15 protein-coding genes and 1 pseudogene are annotated in these 17,214 nt (G+C 40.5%); 14 read left to right on the plus strand and 2 right to left on the minus strand.

The window, feature by feature from the left end; translation table 11 throughout:
- The first annotated feature begins 10 nt into the window (after positions 1 to 10).
- The 3 genes from FUT79_RS08055 to FUT79_RS08065 all read left to right on the plus strand — a co-directional run bounded on the left by FUT79_RS08055 (position 11) and on the right by FUT79_RS08065 (position 3,920).
- Positions 11 to 697: a tetratricopeptide repeat protein gene (locus tag FUT79_RS08055; RefSeq protein WP_002700452.1), complete on the plus strand. Its 687-nt coding sequence runs from the start codon at positions 11 to 13 to the stop codon at positions 695 to 697.
- Entirely contained in the window at positions 694 to 2,751 is a 2,058-nt protein-coding gene (locus tag FUT79_RS08060) for a 6-bladed beta-propeller (RefSeq protein ID WP_024752415.1), read from the plus strand. Before FUT79_RS08055 ends, FUT79_RS08060 begins: the two co-directional genes overlap by 4 nt.
- 131 nt (positions 2,752 to 2,882) lie before the next feature.
- Complete coding sequence (locus tag FUT79_RS08065; RefSeq protein ID WP_148889479.1) at positions 2,883 to 3,920, plus strand: hypothetical protein; 1,038 nt, start codon at positions 2,883 to 2,885, stop codon at positions 3,918 to 3,920.
- A gap of 238 nt (positions 3,921 to 4,158) precedes the next feature.
- On the opposite strand, the pseudogene FUT79_RS15830 reads toward FUT79_RS08065, so the two are convergent.
- Together FUT79_RS15830 and FUT79_RS08075 are read right to left on the minus strand one after the other, a co-directional pair.
- Positions 4,159 to 5,390 (minus strand): annotated as a pseudogene (locus FUT79_RS15830) (sugar ABC transporter substrate-binding protein).
- Between the two features lie 196 nt (positions 5,391 to 5,586).
- Positions 5,587 to 6,804 carry a peptidoglycan DD-metalloendopeptidase family protein gene (locus FUT79_RS08075; protein WP_044634968.1) on the minus strand — a complete coding sequence of 406 codons (1,218 nt, stop codon included), beginning with the start codon at positions 6,802 to 6,804 and terminating at the stop codon, positions 5,587 to 5,589.
- Between the two features lie 825 nt (positions 6,805 to 7,629).
- Here FUT79_RS08075 and FUT79_RS08080 point away from each other — a divergent pair.
- The 11 genes from FUT79_RS08080 (at position 7,630) to FUT79_RS08130 (ending at position 17,213) form a co-directional block, all read left to right on the plus strand.
- Positions 7,630 to 8,013 carry a hypothetical protein gene (locus FUT79_RS08080; protein ID WP_044634969.1) on the plus strand — a complete coding sequence of 128 codons (384 nt, stop codon included), beginning with the start codon at positions 7,630 to 7,632 and terminating at the stop codon, positions 8,011 to 8,013.
- A 132-nt stretch (positions 8,014 to 8,145) separates the two neighbouring features.
- Positions 8,146 to 8,532 (plus strand): hypothetical protein, encoded by a 387-nt coding sequence (locus FUT79_RS08085; protein ID WP_044634970.1) that lies wholly within the window; start codon positions 8,146 to 8,148, stop codon positions 8,530 to 8,532.
- Positions 8,533 to 8,716: 184 nt separating this feature from the next.
- Positions 8,717 to 9,733 carry a YqaJ viral recombinase family nuclease gene (locus FUT79_RS08090; RefSeq protein ID WP_002696987.1) on the plus strand — a complete coding sequence of 339 codons (1,017 nt, stop codon included), beginning with the start codon at positions 8,717 to 8,719 and terminating at the stop codon, positions 9,731 to 9,733.
- Positions 9,734 to 9,748: 15 nt separating this feature from the next.
- Positions 9,749 to 11,029 carry an AAA family ATPase gene (locus FUT79_RS08095; protein WP_044634971.1) on the plus strand — a complete coding sequence of 427 codons (1,281 nt, stop codon included), beginning with the start codon at positions 9,749 to 9,751 and terminating at the stop codon, positions 11,027 to 11,029.
- Entirely contained in the window at positions 11,013 to 11,951 is a 939-nt protein-coding gene (locus FUT79_RS08100; protein ID WP_148889342.1) for a leucine-rich repeat domain-containing protein, read from the plus strand. The genes FUT79_RS08095 and FUT79_RS08100 overlap by 17 nt, the downstream gene beginning before the upstream one ends.
- Positions 11,952 to 11,966: 15 nt before the next feature.
- Complete coding sequence (locus FUT79_RS08105) at positions 11,967 to 12,539, plus strand: 3'-5' exonuclease (protein ID WP_148883932.1); 573 nt, start codon at positions 11,967 to 11,969, stop codon at positions 12,537 to 12,539.
- Between the two features lie 48 nt (positions 12,540 to 12,587).
- A complete protein-coding gene (locus FUT79_RS08110; RefSeq protein ID WP_024751741.1) occupies positions 12,588 to 13,550 on the plus strand; it encodes a recombinase RecT in 963 nt (320 codons plus the stop codon).
- 15 nt (positions 13,551 to 13,565) lie between these two features.
- Positions 13,566 to 14,369 carry a hypothetical protein gene (locus tag FUT79_RS08115; RefSeq protein ID WP_002696692.1) on the plus strand — a complete coding sequence of 268 codons (804 nt, stop codon included), beginning with the start codon at positions 13,566 to 13,568 and terminating at the stop codon, positions 14,367 to 14,369.
- A 139-nt stretch (positions 14,370 to 14,508) separates the two neighbouring features.
- Complete coding sequence (locus tag FUT79_RS08120; RefSeq protein WP_244951079.1) at positions 14,509 to 15,300, plus strand: leucine-rich repeat domain-containing protein; 792 nt, start codon at positions 14,509 to 14,511, stop codon at positions 15,298 to 15,300.
- 70 nt (positions 15,301 to 15,370) lie between these two features.
- Entirely contained in the window at positions 15,371 to 16,420 is a 1,050-nt protein-coding gene (locus tag FUT79_RS08125; protein WP_148889481.1) for a hypothetical protein, read from the plus strand.
- Positions 16,421 to 16,433: 13 nt separating this feature from the next.
- Complete coding sequence (locus FUT79_RS08130) at positions 16,434 to 17,213, plus strand: ATP-binding protein (protein ID WP_024751636.1); 780 nt, start codon at positions 16,434 to 16,436, stop codon at positions 17,211 to 17,213.
- The last annotated feature ends 1 nt before the right edge of the window (position 17,214 follow it).

The following is a 17,214-nucleotide window of genomic DNA, read 5'->3' on the forward strand; positions in this document are numbered from 1 at the left end:
GGGGGAAAAAATGAATGCCTTAGCGGAGGGAATAGCACTGTATAAAAAAGGCCGTTATACGGATGCTTTAACGGAATTATTACAAATTACTTCAACCTCGTCCGAAACAAATATTGATTTAGCGTATTATATCGGGCTTTGCTATGCGCGTTTGGATCGTTTTGACGACGCCCTTATATATCTTGAACAAATTGTAACGGGAAATGCGGATATTGCCCGTGTATATCAGTGCCGCCTGATTCTTTCATATATCTACACAAAAACAGATCGAACAAGACTTGCCGAATTTGAATTGTCAAAACTAATACAGGCGGGGTATGAATCCGTACAAGTCTATGCGTCATTAGGATTTTTAGCCTATGAACACGGAGAAACGGATAAAGCCGTTCAATATTATCAAAAGGCATTGGATATGCAAGAGGAAAATGCTACCGCCTTAAACGGTTTAGGGTATATTCTTGCCGATAGCGGCAGGGAGCTTACCCGTTCTTTATCCTTATGCAAAGAAGCGGTAGAACAAAAACCGGATAACGGTGCATATCTTGACTCTTTGGCATGGGTATATCACAAACTTGGATTTTCCTTGGAAGCACGTACCTATATTAAACGCGCGGCAGAAAAACTTCCGAATAATAAACTAGTACAAAAACATAAAACAATAATTATGACAGAGCATAAAGAGGATTGGCAAAAATGAAGCACGGCATTCTTAAAAATATTTTTCTTTTTTTTCTATTTTTCTGTTTTACAGGCGTGAATTTGCGCGCACAGACAAATTCTTTGCAGCCGAAAATCACTACTGCGGATACTGCACTCGGATCCGAAGAATTTAGGCGTGGAGTCCAAGCTTACTACCGCGGAGCTTTTAACGATGCAATTCGACTTTTGGAAAAAGCGCTTTCATACATCCCTGAAAATCCCCTGATTCTTGAATGGCTTGGCAATGCCTATTACCGAAGCGGCGTTGAAGGCTCCGCTTTGCAGCATTGGGAACATGCGGAGGAAACAGAGTTTGGCAGCATTCTTTTAAAAAATAAAATAGAGATTGTAAAAGAGCGCCGCAACATGTTGCCGGATTTCCCCGACATGTTGACCTTTTCCGAAAGTATTTCTTTTTCAGCCTTGAATGACGGCAACTATCTTTTTCGCCGTCCCGCATCTATTGTCTCGATGCCTGACGGAAGTTTTTGGCTTACCGCTTATGGCTCCAATGAGCTTATTCGATTTGACGTAAACGGTGTTATCCTTACCAGAACAAAGGGGCCGATACAGGGTTTTGATCGTCCCTTTGATGTAATTCGTATGCATAATGGAGATTTGCTGGTTTCGGAATTCGCCGCCGATAGAATTTCCCGCCTCACAAAGGACGGAAAATTTATCTCTTCATTCGGCACAAAAGGAAGAGGAAACGGAGAGTTTATTGGCCCTCAATTTTTAGCAGTAGATAATTATGATAATATTTATGTAACTGATTTCGGAAATGCGCGAATTGTAGTTTTTTCTCCCGACGGAAAAGCGTTATTTACATTTGGAAACAAGGATGGCATTTTTCCCGGGTTTATTGCTCCCGCAGGTATTGCGATTATAAACGGGCTTTTGTATGCTGCCGATGCAGTAAAGGGCTGCATATACACCTTTGATACCGCAGGCAATTATATCGGAACCTTATTGCCCGATGATTCATTAAAATATATTGAGTCCATGCGCGTATGGAAAAATAATTTACTTGTCTCTTCCTTAAGCACCGTATCTTTGATTGATATTTCGCTTGCATCAATTTATCGCATTGCAAGTCTCGGAGCCGCTCCAAGCAGAATTATCGGAGTAGCACCAGATGCAAACGGCAACATCGTGCTTGCGGATTATAAAAACGAGAAAATCGAAATCGTTTCTCATATTACCGAACTTGCGGGCGGGCTGTTTGTAACAATTGAGCGTGTATATTCGGATCGCTTTCCGAAGGTAACGGTGAATTTACGAGTACAAAACAGAAATGGAACGCCGGTGGTCGGATTAAATGATTCAAACTTTTTGATAACCGAAGAAAATCATCCGGTAAATGATTTAAAGCTTGAAGGATCCGCATACTTAAATGACAATTGCGATATCTGCATTCTGGTTGATCAGGCGCCTTCTTCGGATGAAGAAAAAAAACTTATTCAATCGGCAATTAAAGAGATTGCAAAGGCGATGGGGGAAAAAGGACAGATACATATTGTTTCCGCCTCGAATATTCCCGTACTTGAAGGAAAATTCTCTCCTTCGCAGTTGGTGTCTGAAGACTTTCATTTTAAAGCGGGACAGTCTGCTCATCGAAAATTTGATCTCGGCTTACGACTTGCCGCAACCGAGCTTATCAATGCGGAACAAAAAAGAGCGGTTATATTTTTGTCGTCGGATAACACTTTTGCACATAGTTTTGATCGATACGGTATAAACGATTTAACCGCATATTTGAATAATAATATGATTAAGTTTTATGCGGTGAGTTTAAAAAAGCAGGCTTCGTCAACCGAATTAAACTATCTTGCTGCTAAAACCGGCGGAAAAACTGCTTATATTTATGCGGAGCGAGGTATTGCACCGCTTATTCAGGATTTACTGGAAGCCCCAATCGGTACCTATATGCTTTCGTACACCTCAATTTTACCCACCGATTTCGGCAGGGCGTATCTTCCGATAGAAGCCGAGGTACATATTTTAAGCAGATCGGGAAAGGATAAAACCGGTTATTTTGCGCCGTTGGAATAACAAAGCAACCGATCCCCGCGTTTTTCCGTAATCGTAGGTACGGGAAAGTAAACCGTTTTTAAGAAGTTCCACATGCGGGTGCGGTTCTCCGCTGTAAAAAATTTGGCAAAGCGATAAAAATAAGGAGAAGTATGAAAAAAAGGTTCTGTGTGCTTTTGTTCTTGTTCATTCCGCTTTTCTTTTACTCCGAAAACTTGAGCGGAATCTGGGAAAACGGCAGTAAAATTATTGAATTTGCGGCGCAGGAGAATGCCGATTCGGCACAACCCCTCAACGACGAAAACCGCAGTTTCAATATGCGCATGGTGTTAAAACCGTATTATGCGTTTGTTTTTGAGCCGCTTAAAACAGTTTCCGCTACGGTGAAAAACAGATTCGATATTTCAGAATTATATTATCTGGGCATTGAATATCCGCGCGAAAGACACCGTGTTCAAATTCCGGTATGTATTTTCCAAGATGCCTTGTTTACCTCTTTTTTTCAACGCATGCCATACTATACACATCGGGAGGAAATCCCCGAAGAAGCAATTCCTGTTGGTATTACCGCCGAGCAGGAAGCAGAAATTCGTGGGGAACACAAAAGTCTTTTATTCGGTTTTTGGGTTGAAGAAGGAACTCCTGACGGTATTTTACTGTATCCGAATGAGATTCCGCAGCATATTACCGCGTACTTTTTTACCGAAAAAGGATATATCGCCTTTCGGTACTGGAAAGATGATTTAGAGTATCGTCAAAGCAGCAGCTCTTTTACCGCCGATGACGAACAGGTTTATGAGATTCCGCAGTATTTGCAGCGTGGTGAAGCGGTATACACCTGCACCACCGGAAGAGGCAGACAGTTGAGAAATTACCAACAGGGAACATATACAATCACGGGTGATAAAACTCAAGGCTTAACCTTAAGCCTCAAACCGGAAAAGGCTGGTCCTGGCACGCATGCGGTATGGAATCTATATCCCAATTCAAAATATCCCGAAATAACCGATTTACCGCTTTATATTACGGAAACAGGGCAGATATTTTCATACGGAGCACCTTTTTTAATGCGATCAAAAATAACCGACCTTGATTCCGAGGTTACAAAACACAATGCGCTCCGCCGCCCGTCGCGTGAACCGCTCTTGCTTCCCGACAAAGTAGATTTTTTTGATTCAGAACACAACTAACAGCTGTCTAATTGTACAAATCGGAGCATTTACAATAACAGCCTGCGAATTCAGCATCACTATGGTAAATTGTCACGGATGACAATGAGGTAATTTGAGCAAAAAACCAAAATTACATTCAGAACGGGCACGGACGCCCGTGGTTCCAAACAGAAATGAGTTTGAAAACTACCGCACTTCTATTGTAGGCTGTCTGAATTTCTTTGTAAAGAAATATTCAGACAGCTTAAAGCGGTAATTATTTAGCAGCCTCCATTGCACTTGCAGCAGTAGATAGATTTTCTTCGACACTGTCGCCGTCCCAAATATTGGCAAAGGTTGTAGCCATAGTCGACCAGTAAATTCCCATTTCAGGGATGGTAGGCATAGGAGATGCATATTGAGCCTGTTCCAAAATTCCTGCACTTAAAGGATCTTTAATCTTGATATCAGCGCGAGGAGGAAGTTGTTTAGTCATTTCAAATCGTTTTATCAGCGCTTCTTTTGACATGAGAAAAGTTGCAAAATCTTTTGCTTGCTCGGCATGGTTACTGTATGCACTGACAAAGGCAAGGCGCACCCCTGAAAATGAGGCAGGATTTTTTGACTCGTTAGGAAAAATAGGGATAGGAGCTATACCGAAGTTGATATTTGCTTTTGTAAAATCCGCAATCTTCCAGGGACCGGTAATAATCATCGAAGCTTTCCCCTCCGTAAAAGATGAATTACAAAAATCTCCGCTTACATCGGCTGCGGGAACATCGAGTATTTTTTCCGTAAGCTTTGAAAATATTTTAAACCAGTAATTGCATTTGCGCTATTAATATTGTGCTGCGTGCGGTCATTGCCCTTCGGTCCGAAAAGCGGAGCATTAAAGCCGCTCATAAAGATATAATCAAAATAGGCATTTCCTACTTCCCACACTAAAGCGTACTTATTTTGTGCTTTATCATTCCATGTTTTTGCAAAAGCTTCTATTTCCTCCCATGTCTCTGGCGGTGTAGGCAGAATATCTTTGTTATAAAAGAGCGCATAAGTCTCAATAGCTAACGGATAGCCGTACGCTTTCCCACCATAGCCGGAAGACATAACTGCGGCAAAAATGAAGTTTTTAAGGAACTCCATACTATCCAAAGGCAAAACATGTCCTCCGGCAACCAAGGCTCCGATCTGATCATGCGGTGCAACAAAAATATCGGCACCTACACCTGCAGGCCCATCAAGCTCTATTTTTGAGCGGGAATCGGGAGCCGGCACGGGTTCATATACAATCTCAATATCAGGATGACTTGCTTTATAGTCTTCGGCAATGGCGAGCATAAAATCTTTTTCAACCCCTTCGGATTCCCAGATTTTAAGGGTGATTTTCTCTTCTTTTTTTTCGCCTTGATCACCGCCGCCACAGCTTAACAGGCTTGCAAAGCACAATATACACAGGCATACCAGTATACTTACAATCTTTTTTTTCATATGACGCCTCCATCTCATCATGAAAAATATTATTTTTTGCTGCGGAACATAATCGCAGCATAAGTTTTAGTATAGCATGTTTGTTAGTATAAACCATCCCTTTTTTTATTTTTTGGTAAAAGAGATTCGCAGTATAGAGCTGCTTCTGTCTGTGGCGGTTTGCCGCTTCTACCTTTGGTAATATCCCTACACTTTTTCTCTGCGTATAACTCTTGTTCTACTTGAGCACCGTAAACGGATTGAGAACCCTGCCGTTCTTAAATACGGAGAAATGTAAATGCGGTCCGGTACTTCTGCCAGTATTTCCAACCTGTCCGATTTTTGTTCCCTGCGTTACATAAGTACCACGCCGTACCAAAACCGCACTTAAATGTCCATACATGGTTTGGTATCCGCCGCTATGTGTTAAAATAATGTAATTTCCATATACTCTGCTGAACCCGATTTCCGCCACTCTTCCGTCAAGAGAAGATTTTACCGCGCTTCCCTGCGGAGCCGCAAGATCAATTCCATTATGAAAGCTTTTTGCCCCGGTAAACGGATCTGTTCTGTATCCGAATCCTGAAGTGAAACGTCCGAATATCGGATAGACAAACAGTTCTCCAAGCGCCTTCCGTAAATCAAACATTGAAAGGGCTGCCCCCGGAATAAACAGCTGCTGGCCGATATTTAGTATTTGCGAGCTTAAATCATTCGCATCAAGCAGCGCGGTAACCGGAATATTAAAATTTCCGGCAATGGATTGCAAAGATTCTCCGGTTTTCACCGTATGCATAATTCCGTCCATTGACGGCACTTTTATAGTCTCTCCAACTAAAAGCCGTCGTGCATTGGAAATATTATTTACCGAAAGTATCGAGCTCATGTTTTTTAATCCGTAACGCACGGTAATACCGCTGATTGTATCGCCTCGTTTTACGGTATAAGTATTATACGAAACAATCGGCAGAGCATCGGCAAGCGCTTGTGAGGTATTTTTTGCTTCTTCTTCCGGAAATGCGTTGGTATGCAAAATTTTAGAAATAGCAGGATCATCGGCAAACCGTATATTTGCCAATCGATACATGCCAAGCAGAAAATCAAATGTTGGTAAGGAAAAAATAATTATCGTACAAACCAAAGCAAGAATAAAAGATACCATAAGATACTGTGAACGTATTTTTGGAGAAAAAAATATAGGCTCTTGTGTTGCCAAAATAGCGGCTCGAGTCTCACGTCTTTTGGTATGTAAATGAAAAGAATGCTTTTTTTGTTCTAAATCAGGGTTAAAAGAAAAAAAATCTGAATTGGAATCATAATTTAAAGAGTCAAAATCAAAAGTTTTTGTTTTTTTTCTTGTATGTTCCTCTGTCTTATCGGAGAAAAAATAATCTGTAGATGTATCAACATAAGGTTCTAAATCAATATCGGTTTGCGGATAGGTAATAATGTCCATGTATATACTATCGGCAAAACTTTTTTTGTGTTAATACACGTATGAAAATAAATGAGTAAAAACGGTTAATATAAATTTTTAAAAAGAGCCTAGTATAACGTTTTTTTAATAAGTCTATTATATTTTTAAAACATCTTTTACCAAAACGTAAAAAGTTTTATAAAAAAGAGTTCGACACAACGGTTTGGTTTTGCCGTCCATGGCAAAACCAAACCTGCGAGTTTGAAAACTCCTATTATACAAATGTAGTAGTTTTCAAACTCAATTCTGTTTAGAACCACCGCCATCCGTGGCGGTTCTGAGTTTTGACGTCCATGTCAAAACCAAACCTGCTAATCTTGACCCTAAAACAGGAAAACACTCTAAGTTGTTGTAAATCAATAACTTACCACTTCTTTTACAAAAAATCAAAATGAAAATCTATACTGTAGTAATTTTTGTAACAAAAATGAACTGCAGAACATGCAGATAAGTCGTTTGAACTCTGTTTCGGCGAGGCAATTCGGTTATCTGTTCAATAAGTCAAGGCATCGTAAAAGATAGTTTAGCATAAACTCATCTTTTAGGTTGCTTTGTGCAATCTAAGCACAACGAAATATCGGCTAGGGATGAGTCGTTGTGCTGCTATTTGAGGAAAGACGAAATAATTTTTCGGGTCAATTATTTCGTCTTTTCATAGACGAATCCTTTTAAGCACGTGAGACGACCCGATTTTAGTCTTGCGTGCTTTTTTTTATCGGTTTTGGAAAAATTGAAGTCGGAAGATGAGCTAATGCATTTTAAAGATTGCATTGAGGCAAGTTTAATGTAGGAGAAGTATGAAAAATGAATATTGAGGAAATTAAAAAATTATCTTTAAACAGAAGGAAGACAATAGCGAAAAGTGAAAAGACGCCGCAAAACATTTTATTATCTCTTGCCGCAAGCGATCCTCATCGTTATGTACGGGGTGCGGTTGCAGAAAACATAAACGTAACAGCAGATATTTTAGAAATCTTATTAGAGGATGATGACCTATATGTACGGAATAAAGCACGTGAGCGGCTGGGACTTTTTAAGCTCCGTTTATCAGAAGAGCGAGAAAAAACGATTGAGGAAAAAGCGGAAGATATAGAAGATGAATGCGACTGCTTGGCTGATTTTGAAGCAAGAAAAAAAGAACAAGAAAGATGGGCAAAGGGAGCGGAAATATGTATTCCTTTCAAGTAACGAAAGATGGATTTGAATTAACAGACAGAAGTACAGGGCTAATTGTTAAAACGGGAACTTTCAAAGAATGTTGCAGATACATCATCGAAAGTGAAAATAAAAAATCTATAAACCACAAGAAGGAGTAAAAAGATGAGCGAACCTATTACCAAAGTATCCGAAACAATCAGCTTTGAAGATGATTGCACTTTTGGGAATGTTGAAACAAAGCTTTCTAATGGCTGGACTGTTACGCAAAAATTTAGCTGGAGCTTTGATAGTTATTATGAACCTGAAATTGACTATCAATGCGAAGACGTCGGGGATTTATCCATTTTTGACAAAAACATGGAGCCTTATTCTAACGAGCTGACCAGCGAGGAAGAAAAAGCGCTTGCGCGGTTATGTATAAAAGACGCTGATGAATTGACAGACGCCGTATATCAACAAACGGACTGGAAATCACTAGCGGAAGAAGTGCGGGAATACAACAAAAACCCTTATTCATACTATGGAGTAACTCCACTTGATTTTATTTAAAAGGTAAAACGGATGACAAAAGAGCAAGTAATTAAAAGTATGACATTTTTTAGGCACGATAAGTACATGTATATCTTTTGGCGGAATGTATATAACCGTCAATATAGCAACGTATCCGGAAGCAATAAATGCTCCGGCGCATGTGAAAATTGCAAATGCAAAAACAAGAAACAAGGAGTAACAAATGGAAAACTTAGTTAAACAACTTTTAGGGAAAGACACAAACTATGTGTTTACGAAGAGCATGGCAAAGGATGAGTGGCGCAACGCACGCCGCTCAAGTATCGGCGGCAGTGATGCCGGTGCAATCATGGGACTTAACAAATGGGCAAGTCCATTGACGGTATACCTTGATAAAAAAGGCTTACACTCATTTGAAGGGAACATGTTCACCGAACGCGGATCATGGCTTGAAGACCCGATCCGCCAGCGATGTAGAGAAGAGTTCGGCGTACTCATCGAAGAAGTGCCGTACATGTTTTACAGCGGCGAACAAAAATTCATGAGTGCAAATATTGACGGACTCATCTATGTTCAAGAGCCGAAAACAATTTCCGGCATTGAAGTATCAGGTCTTGGCGGCCATGAGATTAAAACATCTCAGCGTGGAGACGGCTTTGGAGAAAATGAAATCCCCGATAGCTACTTTGCGCAAGTGCAGCACTACATGTCCGTGCTCAATCTTGATTGGTTTGTTTTGTCGGCGTACATCATTGATAAAAATGAATTAAGACATTATGCCATTAATAGAGATGAAGCGTTTATTACTCGCCTTGTGAAAGCAGAGAAAACTTTTTGGGAAGACTTTATTGAAGAAAACATAATGCCTGCTCCTTCCGGAGTGGATGCCGAAGATGAAGCTATCGCAAAAATGTTTGAGGGTGCAGAAAACACAATCATCCTTGATGGTGAAGCTGAAAGCATGTCGGCAGAATATCTTTTAATTAATGCACAGATAAAAGAGCTTGAAGAAAAAAAATCAAAGCTTTCATCATCTCTCAAATTAAAGATCATCGAACAACAAACCAACAGCGAAGAGAAAAAAGCAAAAGCTGTTGCCGGTAAGTACAACCTCTCATTTTCAAAATCAATACGAAGAACAGTTGACTCGGAAAAATTAAAAAAAGACGGATTGTATGAGCAGTATTTGAAAGAGAGCGAAGTTGCAATGCTGCGCATTACGGAACCAAAAGCAAAATAAAGTAAGGAGCATTTTATGTTATTGAAAAATATTGAAATTAGAAACGTGCGAAAAATCAAACAAGCCGAGATTGAATTTCACGGTGCCGGTGTACAGGTAATTCAAGGACTTAACAAGTCAGGCAAAACAACAATTGCGCAATCAATTGCATTAACGCTTGGCGGCAGTAAAGATTTTGTGCCGGGAATGATAAGTGTAGGAGAAGAACAAGCGGAAATTATCGCGTATACAGACGATGAATTAAAAATCCGCACACTCATCGGCGAGAAGGTAACGCAAGATGTTTCGCGGCTTGATGAGCTAACAGGTCGCTATGCAAAAGTTTCAGGCGGCGTGCGCGCTTTTCTTGATTCAATTCGCTCAGGTCTTGAAATGCCGTTTGCAATTAAAGATTGGACAGACGAATCAATTATCGAGCTTTTAAAAGAGAGAACAGGGACAAGCGAAAAAATTGCATTGATTGATGAAGAATTAAAAAGACTTGAAGAGGCACGAACACAAACAGGACGGGATAAAAAACGGCTTGGCACGCCTACTCCTGTTCCGAAAGTAGAACATGCAAAACCGATTGATGAACTGCAGGCGGAAAAAGAAAAAGCGCAAAACTTTTTATCAACTCTTAAAAATGCCTTTTCTAACATCAATCAGGAAATGCACACGCTAAATATTGAATCGGAAAGCGATATTGATGCTGCAATTCAGCGGCTTGAACTTGCAAAAGAGAATTTGCATAAATGGCTTTCAAAAAATCATAAGCAATATTCAAAAGAGGATATCGCCGAAATTGACGCTGCAATTCTTGAGTGGAATAAAAATGAAACAGCTGCAAACGCATACGATGCCTACATTGCCGCTTGCGATGAAATTAAAAAGCTTGAAGATGAATATAACGGACTGACAAAAAAAATAGAAGCAAAGCGGCAAGAGCGAAAAGACACACTTGCAAGTATGGACTTAGGTGTGTCCGGATTGGAAATAAACGAAGACAATCAGCTTGTTCATAATGGTGCAATTCGCGGAATTACAAAAACGAACACAATCGGCAACTGGTCGACAGCGCAAAGCATACAAGTATTTTTTTCTCTTGGTGTACGGTTTTCCGGCGAAATGAAAGTGATGGTTGTTGATAACGCTGAAAGTCTTGACGAAGCGCACACTGCAATTATCTCAGAGTGGGCTGAAAAATCGGGCTTCCTTGTAATCATGCTCAAAGTTGGCGATGTTCCGGAAGAATTAGAAGAGGGAATCATCTATTTGAAAAACGGAGAGGTTGTAGCAAATGAGTACAGAATTTAACAATGAAATAAAAATGCGAACAACCGCAATCTGGGTTGGGTTCAGGGTTACAACAAAAGATGGCAGCCCGTGTGAAGTATGGAACGGTGGTAAGAAAATAGCGGAGCTGCAAAGCGACAACTGGGAAAACATTGCTGTCCCGAATAACGCAGAAGAGATAATCATTAAGGGGTATGACATACAAGAGTTGTACTGTTGTGGTAGTAAACTCACCGCATTAGATATAAGCGGCTTAACAAGTTTGAAAGAGCTGTACTGCAACAACAATCAGCTAACCACATTGAACGTAAGCGGCTTAACAAGTTTGCAATGGCTGGACTGCTCCGACAATCAGCTAACCGAGTTAGACGTAAACGGTTGTACAAGCCTGCGACTGCTGGACTGCTACGACAATCAGCTAACCGAGTTAGACGTAAGCGGTTTAGTGAATTTAGAAGATATTGACTGTTCCGAGAATGACCTAACCGAATTAAATGTAAGGAATTGTAGGGCTTTACAAAGACTGAACTGCTCTTTCAACCGACTAACTGAATTAGATGTAAGCGGCTTAACAAGCTTGCAGTATCTGAAATGCTACGGCAATCAACTTACCACATTAAATTTAAGTGGTTGTGCGAGTTTGGAGGAGCTGGAATGCTACCGCAATCGACTGACCGAATTAGATATAAGCGGATGTACGAGTTTGCAATGGCTGTACTGCTACAACAACAAACTAAGTGCCGAAGCATTCAAAAAACTTTTTGAAGATTTTCCTGAAAATAAAGGTGTGTATTGCGAAGCGGTTTTATACGCAGATTTAGAAGAAGAGAACAACTACCATTATTTTACGCACCCGACTGAATTAGCAGCTGCTTTTAAAGCAGCAGAAGGTAAAGGCTGGCGGTTCTATAAAGATTTTGCAACATCTGAAAACAGATTATAAAAAAGGAGTAACAATATGAACACGATTTGGTGCGATACGGAAACAACCGGATTAGAGCCTGAGAATTCGGGAGCCTTTGAAATTGCATTTATTTTTGCGGGCAAGGGAAAGGTACCTTGCGAGCGTCTATTTAAATTGAATCCGTTAAATGAAACTATTCTTTATCACGAAGAAGCTGCAAAAACACACGGTGTAAGTGAAGAAGAAATCAGGTCTTTCCCGCCTGCCGAAGAAATAGTGCCGAATATTGCGAATTTTTTTCAACAAGCAATTCACGTATTCGGAGACGGAGAGAAGCTCACCTTTGCTGGGTATAACTGTAATTTTGACTATCGGCATTTAGAAGCATTGTTTAATCGCTGCGGGCTTACACTTGCCGATTATTTTTCCAAACAGTTTGACGCATTGAAGTTTGTAAAAAAAGCAACAAGACAAAAAGCTATTCCGCGTCTTGAGAATTTAAAACTCGGAACGGTTTGTAAATCTCTTGGGGTTAATCTTGAAAATGCTCACACGGCGTTGGCAGACATTCAAGCGACACAGGCTCTTTGTATCGAGCTTTTTAAGCGCGGTGTAAAAGTAGAATAAGAAAAGCACATTTGTGCTTTAACAAAAACAGAACTGAAGGAGTAATGTATGAACGTAAACAACACAAACAAAAATCAAGTTACCGCTAAAACAAAAGGCGGCGACTTGCGGTCGATGATTATGGCAAACATGGATATGTTTAAGATGGCATTGCCGAAGGCGATAACGCCTGAACGAATGACTCGTATTGCAATGACAGCGGTTACACGGAACCCGAAGCTTGCTCTTTGTAATCAAAATTCTTTTTTTGGAGCTCTTTTAACGGCAGCTCAATTAGGATTAGAAGTAAACACGCCGCTCGGGCAAGCGTATCTTTTGCCTTATGATAGTAAAAATGGATTGCAATGTCAGTTTCAACTCGGTTATCAGGGCATGCTTGAACTTGCCTACCGCAGCGGACAATTCAAACGCATTAAAGCGGTAGTAGTCCACGAAGGAGATGAGTTCACCTACTCATATGGCTTAAATGCAATTCTTGAGCACACGCCAAGCGGCAACGGAAATCCTACCCACGTATATGCTTTATACGAACTTACTAACGGCGGTGTTGATTTTGAGGTTTGGACTTGGGAAAAAGTTATGCAGCATGGAATGACTTTTTCAAAAAGTTTTGGAAACGGACCGTGGCAAACTGCCCCTGAAGAGATGGCAAAGAAAACCGTTTTAAAAGCTCTTTTAAAATATGCACCAAAGGCGGTAGAACTTGCGGAAGCGGCAAATCTTGATGAAGGCATCATCGATAAAAAACTTGTGCGTAATGACGGAATAGCAGAAATTGTAACAAATATTGAATATACGGAACCGGTGCAACAACAAACAGCGGTACAATATGCAGAACAGGATCCGGTAAACGCGAATGGAAAAACGCGCAGTTCCGAAAGACAAAAATCCGGAGCTGCTGCACAGATGAGCAAAGAACAACAAATGGCAAACGAAGATGAGCAAGCAATTGAAAAGTTTGAGCTGCAGCAAAATGCGATGTTTGACATTGCTCCTGAATTCCCCATGTGATGAGGTAAAAGTCAGATGAAGGTTACAGGGCAGTACTTAGCGCGTAAAGTTTATTCAAACAATGTTCATTTTGTCATGCTCAAAATCGATGATAAAAAACAAGCTGACTTACTGGACACGCTATTCAAACGAAAAGCGGAACGAGACGCAAGAGCTGGACACGAATCCCTCTTGAATGTTTCGTTTAATTTGCAATATCGAGAAAAGTCTTATAAACAATTGCGCACGGTTTTTGCCCTTGTAACTGCAATCTTTATTTCGATGGATGGGCGGCTTCCGACTGAGGAAGAAAAATACGCATTGTATTTGGATTTGCTTGATGTGTATGCACTTAAAACGCCGAGCAAAATAAAACCTGATACTCTGCGAACAATTCATCTATCTGAATCAAACACCTTTGAAGCCGCTCATTTTATTAACGGACTTATGCTGCACCTTGCAACCGAATGCGATTTAGATTTGGATTTGCAATCCGATGTAAAAAATCTTTTATGGGAATGGGAACTGCACAGAGGCGGTGAAGAAAAAGACCCGCTTGATTATTACGATACGGAATGCACGCAACTTATTTCTGAGGCGGACTGGCGGGAACTTCATCAGTACAGTGAAGCAAGCGGACTGCATGAGGCAATTCATCTTCATCATATCGTAACGCGTGGAGCGAATGCGGCGGCAATCGATAAAGCGTGGAATTGGTGCGCCTTAACTTCTGACGAACATGAGCAGCTGCATCATTACGGCGAAAAAGCATTTTTAAAAAAATACCCGCACCTTGAAGGCAAGTTTAAACGAGCCCACAGAATGGCGGGAAAACTATAACCGATGAGGAGGTTTATATGGATAAGGTAACATTAGAAACCTTAAACAGCGGAGCAGCTATCGACCTTTTCAATGTTGAGCTTGAAAAAGTTTTAAAAAACATGGAATTATAAAAAAAACCTGACAGGGAGAAAAACAAATGGATAAAATACGAATGAGAACAAATGCGGGTAGCATTAAGCTGCGTGTTACAACAAAAGATGGCAGCCCGTGTGAACTGTGGAACGGTGGTAAGAAAATAGCGGAGCTGCAAAGCGACAACTGGGAAAACATTGCTGTCCCGAATAACGCAGAAGAGATAATCATTAAGGGGTATGACATACAAGAGCTGGGCTGCGACAACAATCAGCTAACCGCATTAAACGCAAGCGGTTGTACAAGATTGCAAGTGCTGTACTGCTCCTACAATCAGCTAACCACATTAAACGTAAACGGTTGTACAAGCCTGCAATGGCTGGACTGCTCCAACAATCAGCTAACCACATTAAACGCAAGCGGTTGTACAAGCCTGCAATGGCTGTACTGCGACAACAACAAACTAATCTCATTAGACGTAAGTGGTTGTACAAGCCTGCAAGAGTTGTACTGCAACAACAATCAGCTAACCACATTAAACGTAAACGGTTGTACAAGCCTGCAATGGCTGGACTGCTCCAACAATCAGCTAACCACATTAAACGCAAGCGGTTGTACAAGCCTGCAAAAGCTGTACTGCAACAACAATAAACTAAGTGCCGAAGTTTTCAAAAAGATTTTTGAAGATTTGCCTGAACGCAAAGAGAAATGCGGAAGGGTATTGTTATATAAAGACGGCGATAGCAAGTACAAGGATTTTACGCAGCCACCCGAACTTGCAGCCGCCTTTAAAGCTGCAAAAGCGAAGGGTTGGAGATTATATAAAATTAATAATGATGATTTGATGGAATTATAGAAAAAACCTGACAGGGAGAAAAACAAATGGATGGAATAAAAAGAGAACAACCGCAAAAAAGGGGTAACATATGAAATCAAATTTTAAAAGCTGTATTTTTTCAGAAACAACCAAAAAACAAATTGATGCAATGACGGATATCAACATGAAATTACGCTTTTATGAAGCAGTTACTAATTACGGAATTTACGGTATAGATCCGGATTTTGAAGGGATTGATTTACTTATTTGGATTCCAATGAAGGATATCATCGATAACGCAACAAACAAACGAGGAGCTCCTGTAGGAAATGCTAATGCCAAAAAAGCTAATAATAAAACTAGCGATAGCGATACAGAACAAGAAAAACAAATAAAATATAATGAAACAAAAAAACTGCCTGAAAATATAGAAAGCAATTCAGAGCAGAAAAAACAAATGGATTTAATTGAAAACAAAGAAAACAATTCAAAACAAGAAAAACAAATAAAACAATTGAATTCAATAAAAACAAATAAAACAATTCGCCCTAATGATAATGATAATGATAATGTTAATGATAATGTTAATGATAATGTTAATGATAATGTGAATCATCCTCCTCCTGAAGATACAGCAGGACAAGATATATATACATGTTCTGACAAACAGGAGGATGAGGAGGTTTTCTCTGACTTTTCAGAAAACGAAAATTTAACCCAGCTTGCAAAAGACATATACGGGGTTTTTGTTGAGGCGGGAATAAACAAACCAAATACCTTTTTGCTCTTCTTGCAGCGAGACTTTCAGCTTGGACTTGATAAATTACGGGAGCAGGCAATTCCTGTTACCCCTGACATTCTTGCGGCATGCAAAAACTACGCAAAGGTTTTGGCGTTAAAAAAACAACAAGCAACCTGGTGGAACTTTACCGGCGGGTTTGACGGTTTTTGCGGGAAAAACATAATCCTTAAGTTTTTGCCAGAGCGATTTACTCTCACGCAGTTTGAAAAAAATAACCGCTCCCCGCAGGCGGAGAAGGATTATTCAAAACAGGATTTTTCGCAAAGCAGCATTGATGAGTTTTTCGGTAAGCCACAACCGCCGCCACAGGTGGTGAGTGCTGACGTCGGCGATGAACTAGAGGGCGTTATGTTTTAGGGGGTAAAAGACTATGAGAGTTTTAAAACAAGGGAAATGGCAACAGGTAAATATTACGCAATCTTTTTTGCCGGACTATTTGCGGCAATCAAAAGCTTTATGTAAAACACACGGTGAATACAAATGCCTCATTGACACAAGAACAAACGAAGCATCCCCTTGCCCTCTTTGTGAACAGGATCGAGAGCGGGCGGAACTCGAAACGCAAAAAGAGCTTGAGCAGTTTGAAGCACGCTTAAAAAAAATAGACGGGCTGCCCAAGCGGTACCGCAATGCCGGCTTTAAAAATTTTGTCGTTGACGAAAAAAACAAAACCGCACGGGATAGCGTTTTGTCGTTTGCGAAAAATCCGAATAACAAATGGCTTTTGCTGCTCGGCAAAAACGGCACCGGTAAAACTCATCTCGCGCATGCTGTGCTAAAACTAACGGGCGGCATCTTCCGAGATTTTGACGACGTCTCAACCGACTTACTGGACGCACAAGCGGGATACGGCGCAGGCTTAAACAAAACGCTTGATAAATACGCTAATGCGCCCATGTTGGTGATTGACGAAATTGACAAGGTGAAAAACACCGAAGGGCGCATAACTTGGCTTAATACAATCTTGCGCCGCCGTTACAACGAAATGCTGCCGGTTGTGCTTGTTGGAAACATTGACCTTGAACGTCTATGTCAAATTATAGACTTGCACGGAGGAGAGGCAATGCGGGACAGAATTAAGGAGTTGGGTATAGTTGTCAATTTTAATTTTGAAAGTTATAGACCCGTTTTAAGAAATGAGAAGGAGTAAA

Origin of the sequence: Treponema phagedenis, from assembly GCF_008153345.1 — a bacterium.
GTDB classification, from domain to species: domain Bacteria; phylum Spirochaetota; class Spirochaetia; order Treponematales; family Treponemataceae; genus Treponema; species Treponema phagedenis.

Bases quoted from the DNA above. Each gene is read 5' to 3' on its own strand.
- FUT79_RS08055 (WP_002700452.1), top strand. From the start codon at position 11: ATGAATGCCTTAGCGGAGGGAATAGCACTGTATAAAAAAGGCCGTTAT.
- FUT79_RS08060 (WP_024752415.1), top strand. From the start codon at position 694: ATGAAGCACGGCATTCTTAAAAATATTTTTCTTTTTTTTCTATTTTTC.
- FUT79_RS08065 (WP_148889479.1), top strand. From the start codon at position 2,883: ATGAAAAAAAGGTTCTGTGTGCTTTTGTTCTTGTTCATTCCGCTTTTC.
- FUT79_RS08075 (WP_044634968.1), bottom strand. From the start codon at position 6,804: ATGGACATTATTACCTATCCGCAAACCGATATTGATTTAGAACCTTAT.
- FUT79_RS08080 (WP_044634969.1), top strand. From the start codon at position 7,630: ATGAATATTGAGGAAATTAAAAAATTATCTTTAAACAGAAGGAAGACA.
- FUT79_RS08085 (WP_044634970.1), top strand. From the start codon at position 8,146: ATGAGCGAACCTATTACCAAAGTATCCGAAACAATCAGCTTTGAAGAT.
- FUT79_RS08090 (WP_002696987.1), top strand. From the start codon at position 8,717: ATGGAAAACTTAGTTAAACAACTTTTAGGGAAAGACACAAACTATGTG.
- FUT79_RS08095 (WP_044634971.1), top strand. From the start codon at position 9,749: ATGTTATTGAAAAATATTGAAATTAGAAACGTGCGAAAAATCAAACAA.
- FUT79_RS08100 (WP_148889342.1), top strand. From the start codon at position 11,013: ATGAGTACAGAATTTAACAATGAAATAAAAATGCGAACAACCGCAATC.
- FUT79_RS08105 (WP_148883932.1), top strand. From the start codon at position 11,967: ATGAACACGATTTGGTGCGATACGGAAACAACCGGATTAGAGCCTGAG.
- FUT79_RS08110 (WP_024751741.1), top strand. From the start codon at position 12,588: ATGAACGTAAACAACACAAACAAAAATCAAGTTACCGCTAAAACAAAA.
- FUT79_RS08115 (WP_002696692.1), top strand. From the start codon at position 13,566: ATGAAGGTTACAGGGCAGTACTTAGCGCGTAAAGTTTATTCAAACAAT.
- FUT79_RS08120 (WP_244951079.1), top strand. From the start codon at position 14,509: ATGGATAAAATACGAATGAGAACAAATGCGGGTAGCATTAAGCTGCGT.
- FUT79_RS08125 (WP_148889481.1), top strand. From the start codon at position 15,371: ATGAAATCAAATTTTAAAAGCTGTATTTTTTCAGAAACAACCAAAAAA.
- FUT79_RS08130 (WP_024751636.1), top strand. From the start codon at position 16,434: ATGAGAGTTTTAAAACAAGGGAAATGGCAACAGGTAAATATTACGCAA.